Source organism: Christensenella sp., assembly GCF_034927525.1.
GTDB lineage: Bacteria > Bacillota > Clostridia > Christensenellales > Christensenellaceae > Christensenella.
Genome location: NZ_JAYFPU010000132.1, coordinates 1 through 9,249, shown reverse-complemented (window position 1 = coordinate 9,249; position 9,249 = coordinate 1). Strand labels below are relative to the sequence as shown.

Genomic DNA, 9,249 nt, shown 5'->3' with positions numbered 1-9,249 from the left:
AAATAAGGTACCCATCGTATTTGTCAACAATTATTATCAGGACTTTGCCTGTACGTGCGTGCTGCTGGACGACAGGAAATGGATGCACGAGATCACCAACCTTTTGATCGGCGCAGGCCATAAAAAAATCGCCGGATACTTCAAGTTCGACGATCAGCAGGGTCATTGGCGTTATGCCGGATATGTGGACGCACTGATGGAGGCGGGGATCGAGATAGACGAAAACTATGTCGGCTGGTACGATTCCTCCAATACCACGCGTACGCCGCAAAAGATGGATATGCTTGAGGAGGATTTTGTTTCCGCGATCGATCCATGCACCGCCCTTGTATGTTACAATGATTTTGTAGCCAAAAGGCTCATTCATAAGCTGAATAAGAGAGGAAGGACGGTTCCTGACGACATATCGGTCGCCGGATTTGATAATTCCGTTGACGCAAAGATCAACGGCAACGATCTGACGTCTGTCAACCATCCAAAGGAACAGGTCGGGGTCGAGGCGGCAAAAAGGCTGCTTGCACTGATCCGGAATCCGGAGGAGATCCGTGAGGAACGCGTTTGCTGTTATATGTCTTCTTTTATTCGCGAGAGAAGCTCTATCAAAAAAATATCAGAGTAACGGTAAGGAGAACGAAATGGCAAAGTATTCTGTTGGTATCGATTATGGCACGCTTTCAGGGCGCGCGCTGTTGGTGAACGTGGAAACGGGCGAGGAGATCGCGACAAGCGTATATGACTATCCGCACAAGGTGATGGATGAGGCGCTGCCGGGAGGGAAAAAGCTGGGCGTGGATTTTGCGCTCGAGCACCCGCAGGATTACCTTGACGTGATCGAGAGGACGGTGCCCGTCGTTATCCGCGAAAGCGGCGTTTCGCCTGATGACATCATTGGCGTAGGCGTGGACTTCACGGCCTGTACTGTGATGCCTGTCAAAGCGGACGGTACACCCGTGTGTTTCCTGAATGGATTTGAAGATAACCCGCATGCGTATGTGAAGCTGTGGAAGCATCATGCGGCGCAGGACAAAGCGAACAAGTTAAACGAGATCGCCGCGGCGCGCGGGGAAAAATGGTTGACGCGCTATGGCAACAAGATATCATCCGAATGGGTGATCCCTAAGATTTGGCAGATACTTTCCGATGCGCCGGAGGTATATGAGGAAATGGATCGCTTCATCGAGGCGGCGGACTGGCTGGTGTGGCAGCTGACGGGAAAAGAGACGCGCAATTCCTGTTGTGCGGGATATAAGGCGATCTGGCATAAGCAGGATGGGTATCCGTCCAAAGAATTTTTTGCGGCGCTCGACCCGCGGCTTGAAAACGTGGTGGAAGAAAAGCTGGGTACGGATATCCTGCCCCTTGGGAGCCGCGCGGGCGGCATCACGGAAGAAATGGCACAAAAGACAGGCCTCGTCGCGGGTACGCCCGTGGCGGTAGGAAACGTGGATGCGCATGTGTGCGTGCCTGCGGTGGGTATTGACGGCCCGGGCAAGATGCTTGCCATCATGGGCACTTCGACATGCCACATTTTGATGTGCGAGGACGAATGCAGCGTACCGGGAATCTGCGGTTATGTGGAGGACGGCGTGATGCCGGGGCTCGTGGGATATGAAGCGGGGCAGTCGTGCGTGGGCGACCATTTTGCATGGCTGGTCAACAATTGCGTACCGCCGCGGTATTTTGAAGAAGCGAAAGTGGAGGGCATGGACATCCATGTCTATTTGCAGAAAAAAGCGGGCGAGCAAAAGCCGGGCGAAAGCGGCCTGCTGGCGCTCGACTGGTGGAACGGCAATCGTTCTGTGTTGGTGGACGTAGACCTGACGGGTATGATGCTCGGCATGACGCTGACGACAAAGCCGGAGGAGATGTATCGCGCGCTGGTGGAAGCGACGGCATATGGGACGCGCAAGATCATCGAGAACTTCGAAGAGCATGGCGTGCCTGTGGACGAATTCTATGCGTCCGGCGGCATTGCTGAAAAGAGCGCATTTGCCATGCAGATATATGCGGACATCATCAAAAAACCGATCAAGATATCAGGCAGCGCACAAGGGCCGGCGCTTGGTGCGGCGATCTTTGGCGCGGTCGCGGCGGGAAAAGAAAACGGCGGGTATGACAGCGTTTACGATGCGGCGCGCAGGATGGGGAAACTCAAGGATATCACATATTTGCCCAATGAAGAAAACGCGAAGACTTATGATAAGCTTTACGCGGAATATAGCATGCTGCACGATTATTTCGGCACGGGCGGCAACGATGTGATGAAACGCTTAAAAGAAATCAAGAAAGGCGTTCAAGATGCTTGAACAATTAAAACAGGAAGTATATGAGGCAAATATGCTTCTTCCGAAATATGGATTGATCACCTTTACATGGGGGAACGTCTCCGGCATTGACCGTGAAAAGGGACTCTTTGTGATCAAGCCTTCCGGTGTGGAATATGACAAATTGCAGCCGGAGGACATGGTTGTGGTCGACCTTGACGGAAAGGTCGTGGAGGGGAAATTGAACCCGTCCTCTGACACGGACACGCACATCGTGCTTTACAGAAACTTTGAAAGCATTGGCGGCATCACGCATACGCATTCGCGGTGGGCGACAGCATGGGCGCAGACGGGCAGAGGGCTGCCTGCCTATGGTACGACGCACGCGGACTATTTGTACGGCGAAGTGCCGTGTACGTGTGCGCTTACAGACGAAGAAATCAGGGGCGAATATGAATGGAACACGGGTAATGTGATCGTGGAAACATTCAAGGACATCGATCCGGGGCTGATGAACGCGGTGCTCGTCAAGAGCCACGGGCCGTTCGTATGGGCGGAGAGCGCGGCGAAGTCTGTGGAGAAGGCGGTCGTGCTTGACGAAGTGGCGATGATGGCTTTTGTGGGTGAGACGGTGATGGGCGGCGCAATGGAGGCAATGCCGCAAGAACTTCTTGATAAGCATTACCTGCGCAAGCATGGCAAGGGCGCCTATTATGGACAAAAGCAGGAGGGCTGATATGAAAGCATTCGAGCAATATGAAATATGGTTTATAACAGGCAGCCAGCACCTGTACGGCGATGAAACGCTCCGGCAGGCGAGGGCGCACGCAAAGGAAATGGTGGCGTTTCTCGACGCGGCGGACGATATTCCGGCGAAGATCGTATACAAAGAACTGGTCACAACATCGGACGAGATTTATGATACGATCAAGGAAGCGAATTATGACAACAAGTGCATCGGTATCATGACATGGATGCACACCTTCTCGCCCTCTAAGATGTGGATCAAGGGGCTTGGCATTTTAAACAAGCCGATGCTGCATCTGCATACGCAGTATAACCGGACGATCCCCTTAAACGAGATCGACATGGATTTTATGAACTTAAACCAGAGTGCGCACGGCGACCGTGAGCATGGTTTTATCGCCACGCGTATGCGCCTTGTACGCAAGGTAGTGGTCGGATATTTTAAGGATGCTTCGGTCACTGCTGAAATTGGCGCGTGGACGAGAAGCGCTGTGGGCATCGCGGAAGGACAAAATCTGAATGTGGTGCGCTTTGGCGACAATATGCGCGATGTGGCCGTGACGGAGGGCGACAAGATCGAGACGCAGCTGCGGCTGGGCTGGTCGGTCAATACACACGGTGTGGGAGACCTTGTGGCGGTAATGGAGCAGATCACGGACGAGGAAGTAGACGCTTTGTTTGTGGAGTGCAGCGAGAAATATGAGATGCCGAGCACCAATCTTGAGGCGATACGCTATCAGCTCAAAATAGAGGCGGCGTTGCGCAGGTTTTTAAAAGATGGAAACTTTGGCGCGTTTACGACAAATTTTCAGGATTTGTGGGGGCTCCGTCAGCTGCCCGGACTTGCCTGCCAGAGGCTGATGGAAAGCGGCTATGGTTTTGGCGGGGAAGGCGACTGGAAGGTATCCGCGCTGCAACGCATCATGAAACGCATGAGCCTTGGCCTCACTGGCGGAACGGCGTTCATGGAGGACTATACCTATCACTTTGAGGAAGGCAACGAGCTGATTTTGGGTGCGCACATGCTGGAGGTAGACCCGAGCATTGCGCAGGGCAAGGTGCGCATCGACGTTTGTCCGCTGGGCATCGGCGAGCGGGAAGCGCCGGCGAGAATGATCTTTGAATCTGCCGCAGGAAAGGCGATCACCGCATCGCTTATCGATATGGGCGGCAGGATGCGCCTAATCGTGGCGGATGTGGAATGTGTGAAGCCGATTGGGAAGATGCCCAATTTACCGGTGGCAAGCACGATGTGGAAGCCGTTGCCGGATTTGCGCACGTCCGCAAAGGCATGGATCCTTGCGGGGGGCGCGCACCATTCGGTATTAAGCTATGCGCTGGGTGCAGAGCATATGCGCGATTATGCGGAAATGGCGGGTATTGAATTCGTGCATATTGGTGAAGATATCGATATCAATGATTTTAAACGCGATCTGGCGCTTGCGGATATGATGTGGCAGATGAAATAAGCGAAAAGCTATGACAACAAAAAAGGACGCTGTGCGCGTCCTTTTTTTAATTGCCGAAATCTTATTGCGCGTTGTAGGGAGCGCTGAGCGTTTCGAGGTATTCCGCCAGCACCTTGCTGCCAGCTTCATAATTGGCGGGATATTTCATGTATCCGTCCGCTTTAAGCGTCTTGCCGTCGGAAAACAATACGGACAGGCTAAAGCTGTAACCGTCCATGACCCCGTCGTCACGCTCGCTAAAGCCATTCCACGCGCCGATATCCTGCTGCGCCAAAATGGTCTTGATATCGTCAAGCGCTTCGGAAGGAATTTTACTATCTACAGACAAGTCTACGCCGTTGCTGCCACTGGCGGTAAGAACGGTCTTTCCGTCTGCATTTACGATGGTATAGTCCCAATAGCCGCCGAAATAGCTGCCGAACGAATAATGGAATTCCTGGATCGTAGCCTGCTCGATTTGCGACGCAGGTATTTTCTGCGAGCAGGAAACGAGCAAGGGAATCACCAGGAGAAGGCACAGTGCTTTTGCAATGATCGATCTTTTCAATGTTGTCACCTCATGTCTTTTGTTTCTTTAGTTGCTTTGCACGTCGCCGCATGAAAGCGGGGATCAGGGAATCTATAATTTTGTACCGAAGCATGGGAAAGGGCCTGGTCACCGTATTGAATACTTTGAAACACTTAAAGTACGTTCCCCAGCCCTCCTCCATTGGCGTATCCGCCCACGGCGTTAACGCGAGGTAGTGCTTGAAGTCCGCAGCGTACTTATGCGTGTTGCCTGCCCGCCACGGGCGTTCCTCGCCGAGATAGTGTATGATCGCCGGATGCACCTTCGTGTCGTTATATTCCTGCTCCGAGATGTAAGGTGCGGGGGATGTAAGCTTTTTAAGCGTCCGGTAAGGATAAAAATCAAAGGTGTTGCAATAATTATAGCGTGGCGAGAGTACGTATATCTCACCGGCAAGCGAACCGTTAATTGCATCCTGGTCGTTTGCAAACAGCTTTCCCTCTTTTTGGCGGTAATATTCCAGTATTTGCTGCCCGATCTTCTGTTTCCGCCACTTTTTCAGGTCGATGAGCAGCACGCCTGCATTGAAGTATGGATGCTCTCCCATGCCGAGCGACTCGCGCCGTGCAACGCTGGTCGTAGGCTCGATCGAAGCTCCGATCACGCATTTTTCCATATCTGTATTCCATAAGTCTGTCAGGTTATCGCGCGCGATGGTATCCCCATCAAGATACAGAATCCGATCGATATTTTCGGGCAACAATTTATCCAATACCAAGCGTGCAAGGACGATGCTATTCCAGCCGGATGTATCAAAAGCAAAGTCAATATAAGAGGATAAGTCCTGAATTTCGACAAAATAGACATCCCGCCCATATTGTTCTGCAAAAAGGCGTAGCTTCTCCTGATTTTCAGGGGTAACGCCCATGGACGCAACGTAAATGGAAATGGCTGGCATCTCCTTGTTGTTTTCGAATACAGAGCATATGGAAGCTGCAACCTGCGGCACAACATTATCGTCTGTCGTATAAAATACATTCATGTCATTCGTCTCCAAACTTCAGTACCGCCGGGTAATGGTTCTTCCGGTCTTCTTCGGGTGGCAAGGTCATATAATCGCCAAATTGCAGTGTGAGATGCGGGTGGGGGTCACGCGGCATACTGATCGTCGTATCTTCAAAGGGCATCTCCTGAAGAGGAAAAAGATCGGATTTTGCAAAATATATCTTTTCAGGCTCTATACCGGAAAAGTCTGTCACATAGGTATCATCGACATCCTCATACATACGCGTCGCCTTTAAATAGCGGCGGTATAAGGAAGCCTTGGAAACGTGGAACAGCTTGAGCACGCCATGCACCATATGCACGGCAGCCGAAGCGGCGGAGCGCTTGGCGCCGACGAGGGAACCCGGAAGCTTTACCTCGCCATACTCTTGCATCACGCACATGCGCGCCCAAAACCATGCTTTTTTGATCTGCTTTGCCCTCTTTTGCTCATCCGCCGCAAGTACATCGAACGGAAAGATATCGAGGAATATCCCTGACGTATACGTCCTGTTTGTGTCTGTCGCCTCTAAAAACACAGTTCCTTTTTTGGATAACTTGGCAAAGGGCAGGACGTAGCCGTCTGTATTTTCGATGGTGAGAAGGTCGTATTTTCCATCAAGCTCGCCCGGTGCAACGGTGAGAAAGCGTTCATAGTCTTCTCGCAACATACATACGTCGATATCATCGTCCCACGGGATGAAGCCATGATGGCGAATCGCACCGATGGCGGTACCCCCAAATGCAAAGTAAGGAATGCCGTGCTTTTCGCAGATAACCTTAAAATCCTTAAAAATATCAAGAATCACGCCCTGCACACGTTTTAAGGTTTGCGGATCGTATTCGTTTGCCATATTGATAACCCCAATCATTTTTTCTTGCACAACGGTTTTATTATATGTTATTTATGCGGTGAGTTCAAGACAGCAATGTAAATCGCGGTAACCTAAAAACCCCTTTTTAAAAAGGGGTTTTTAGGTGATAGTTTGTTTCTATAAAACATGCTCGGTTCTTGCGATGATATCATTTTGCAGATCGCGGTCAAGAGGTGCGAACAGCGCGCTGTAGCCCGCCACGCGTACCATCAGGTCCTTATACTTCTGCGGCTCCTTCTGAGCCTCTTTCAGTATATCTGCATTGACAATGTTGAACTGGATGTGCATCCCTTTCAAATCTCCTAAGAAGGTGCGCACGAGGGATGTGAATTTCTGCCGCCCTGTCTCCGTATCCACAGAGGAGGGGCTGAGCTTTAAATTGAGCAGCGCGCCACCCGAAACGAGTACGGTGGGCAGCTTGCTGACCGATTTTAGCGAAGCGGTAGGGCCGTGCGTATCTGTGCCGTGCATAGGGGCTGTCGTATCTGCTAACGGTTCGCCCGCCACGCGCCCGTCCGGTGTTGCTCCCACCATAGCGCCGAAGGGAACGTTGGCGGAGATCGTGCTGGTGGACGGCTGCCACATCGCGCCGATGGGCCCGCGCCCGTAACGCGTCGTCTTGTATTTTACGATCTCTTCGCAGATGAAGCGGAAGTATTCCACTGTCAGGTCGTCCACGTAATCGTCGTCGTTGCCGTATTTCGGTGCGTTGAGCAACAATTGCTGCACCTCCGGCCCTGTGGGCGAGGTCTGCGTATCTTTAAAATCCGTGCGCATTGCGTGCATGACCTGCTGTGCGCTTAAGGACTGGTCTTCAAAAACAACTTTTTTGATCGCTGCCAGGCAGTTTCCCACGTTTGCCGTACCGATGAATTCAGGCCCTGCATAATCGTAATACATGCCGCCTTCCTTCAGGCCGCGCCCGCGCCCGATGCAATCTTCTATGAGCATGGAGACGAGTGGGTCGCCGATGTATTGCTCGGTGCATTTGTCGATAATATTGTCCCAGATGACCTGCTCGCGGATGTACCATGCGCTGAACTGTTTGATGGCGTCGAACACCTCGTCAAACGTTTGAAACGTGGTCAGGTCTCCGTTGCCGGGATGCGGACAGATGCCTGTTTTCGGGTCTACACCGTTGTTCAAAGCGACCTCTACGATCTTACCTAAGTTGATGAGCCCCGAGCCATTGGGACGGTGGCCGCATTTGCCTTCGCATACCGCTTCCACGCACCCAACGACAGAATATTCCGTTGCGTCTTCCACGGACATGCCGCGGTTGACAAGGGCGGGGATATAGATTTCATCACTGTAAAACGCCGGTTGGCCGCCACCTAAGCGGATGCAGTCGAGGCACGACTGGATGAACCTGTTGGACACACGGTCGTGGTAACGCGCAGATACGGAGGGCGTGTGTAAACGGATCGCGGCCTGTGTTTCTAAGATCAGGTAGGAAAGCTCGTTTGTCGCGTCGTGGCCGTTTTTATTTTGCCCGCCGATCGTGATGTTCTGGAACAGCTGGTAGCCGGAAAACGACTTTTGGTTATCAAACGTAAATATTTTATTCAATTGGAACAGCTTTAGGAACAGGCAGCTTAGAAGCTCTACAGCGTCGTCAGAGGAGGAGAGCTCGCCTGTTTCCAGATCGTTTTTGTAATAGGAATATAAATTGGTATCCATACGGCCGAGCGAATAGGAATGCCCGTTGTTCTCGATCTGGATGACCATGTTGATGAACCAGTAGGCTTGCAGCGCCTCGTGGAGCGTGCGCGCGGGATGCTCCGGCACATGGCTGCAGATATCTGAAATTTTTGTAAGCTCCGCCTTACGCTGCGGGTCGCTTTCTTTTTCTGCCCTCTCTTTTGCAAGGGCGGCGTAGCGGTGCGCAAAGGCGGTGATCGCGTCGCACAGGATGATACACGACTGAAGAAATGGCAGCTGCGTCATATCGTCGGGCACGGACATATCCAACGAATCGATTTTTTCCTGCGCCTGCGTTTTAAAGGAAATGAGTCCTTCATAGGCCACGCGCTTCAAGTCCACGGTCAGGTGCCCGTCTGCGCCGTTCATCAGCCAGTATGAATCGACCGCGCCGATCGCGCCGGTATCGCGGATGTCGTCCGTAAGAAGCTTTTCGCAATGCTCTGCGTGTGTTTTACCCTTCCAGAAGGGCGCTAAGTCACGAATGTTTTTTTCGTGTTCTTCGCTGATGACAAAGCGGTCTCCCTGCCGCTCGTCCGGCCGCATGGGCTTTCCGTCGAGCTCGTCGAGGATCCAGTTGATCGAAAACTCCGGAAAAACAGGTGCGCTGCGCGGTGTGCTGGCCTGGTTGCCGACCAGCA

8 protein-coding genes are annotated in these 9,249 nt (G+C 52.2%); 4 read left to right on the top strand and 4 right to left on the bottom strand.

Annotated features, from left to right (window positions below):
- The 4 genes from VB081_RS05325 to araA all read left to right on the top strand — a co-directional run.
- On the top strand, positions 1 to 619 hold a 619-nt coding region (locus VB081_RS05325; protein WP_323399801.1), incomplete at its 5' end, for a substrate-binding domain-containing protein.
- A gap of 16 nt (positions 620 to 635) precedes the next feature.
- Positions 636 to 2,306, top strand: coding sequence for a ribulokinase (locus tag VB081_RS05320; protein WP_323399800.1), 1,671 nt, complete (start codon positions 636 to 638; stop codon positions 2,304 to 2,306).
- Entirely contained in the window at positions 2,299 to 3,000 is a 702-nt protein-coding gene (locus VB081_RS05315) for an L-ribulose-5-phosphate 4-epimerase (protein ID WP_323399799.1), read from the top strand. Before VB081_RS05320 ends, VB081_RS05315 begins: the two co-directional genes overlap by 8 nt.
- Before the next feature lies 1 nt (position 3,001).
- Positions 3,002 to 4,480, top strand: coding sequence for an L-arabinose isomerase (gene araA / locus VB081_RS05310; protein ID WP_323399798.1), 1,479 nt, complete (start codon positions 3,002 to 3,004; stop codon positions 4,478 to 4,480).
- A gap of 61 nt (positions 4,481 to 4,541) precedes the next feature.
- Here the strand turns inward: araA and VB081_RS05305 are convergent, their stop codons facing one another.
- The 4 genes from VB081_RS05305 to VB081_RS05290 all read right to left on the bottom strand — a co-directional run.
- Positions 4,542 to 5,027 (bottom strand): hypothetical protein, encoded by a 486-nt coding sequence (locus tag VB081_RS05305; protein WP_323399797.1) that lies wholly within the window; start codon positions 5,025 to 5,027, stop codon positions 4,542 to 4,544.
- A gap of 10 nt (positions 5,028 to 5,037) precedes the next feature.
- On the bottom strand, positions 5,038 to 6,030 hold the full coding sequence (locus tag VB081_RS05300; protein ID WP_323399796.1) for a glycosyltransferase family 8 protein: 993 nt from the start codon (positions 6,028 to 6,030) through the stop codon (positions 5,038 to 5,040).
- A gap of 1 nt (position 6,031) precedes the next feature.
- Complete coding sequence (locus VB081_RS05295; RefSeq protein ID WP_323399795.1) at positions 6,032 to 6,886, bottom strand: LicD family protein; 855 nt, start codon at positions 6,884 to 6,886, stop codon at positions 6,032 to 6,034.
- Between the two features lie 138 nt (positions 6,887 to 7,024).
- Positions 7,025 to 9,249 (bottom strand): glycyl radical protein (locus tag VB081_RS05290; protein WP_323399794.1); only part of this gene is annotated, 2,225 nt, incomplete at its 5' end.

Excerpts from the sequence above, each read along its gene's own strand:
- VB081_RS05320 (WP_323399800.1), top strand. The coding sequence starts at position 636 with ATGGCAAAGTATTCTGTTGGTATCGATTATGGCACGCTTTCAGGGCGC.
- VB081_RS05315 (WP_323399799.1), top strand. The coding sequence starts at position 2,299 with ATGCTTGAACAATTAAAACAGGAAGTATATGAGGCAAATATGCTTCTT.
- araA (WP_323399798.1), top strand. The coding sequence starts at position 3,002 with ATGAAAGCATTCGAGCAATATGAAATATGGTTTATAACAGGCAGCCAG.
- VB081_RS05300 (WP_323399796.1), bottom strand. The coding sequence starts at position 6,030 with ATGAATGTATTTTATACGACAGACGATAATGTTGTGCCGCAGGTTGCA.
- VB081_RS05295 (WP_323399795.1), bottom strand. The coding sequence starts at position 6,886 with ATGGCAAACGAATACGATCCGCAAACCTTAAAACGTGTGCAGGGCGTG.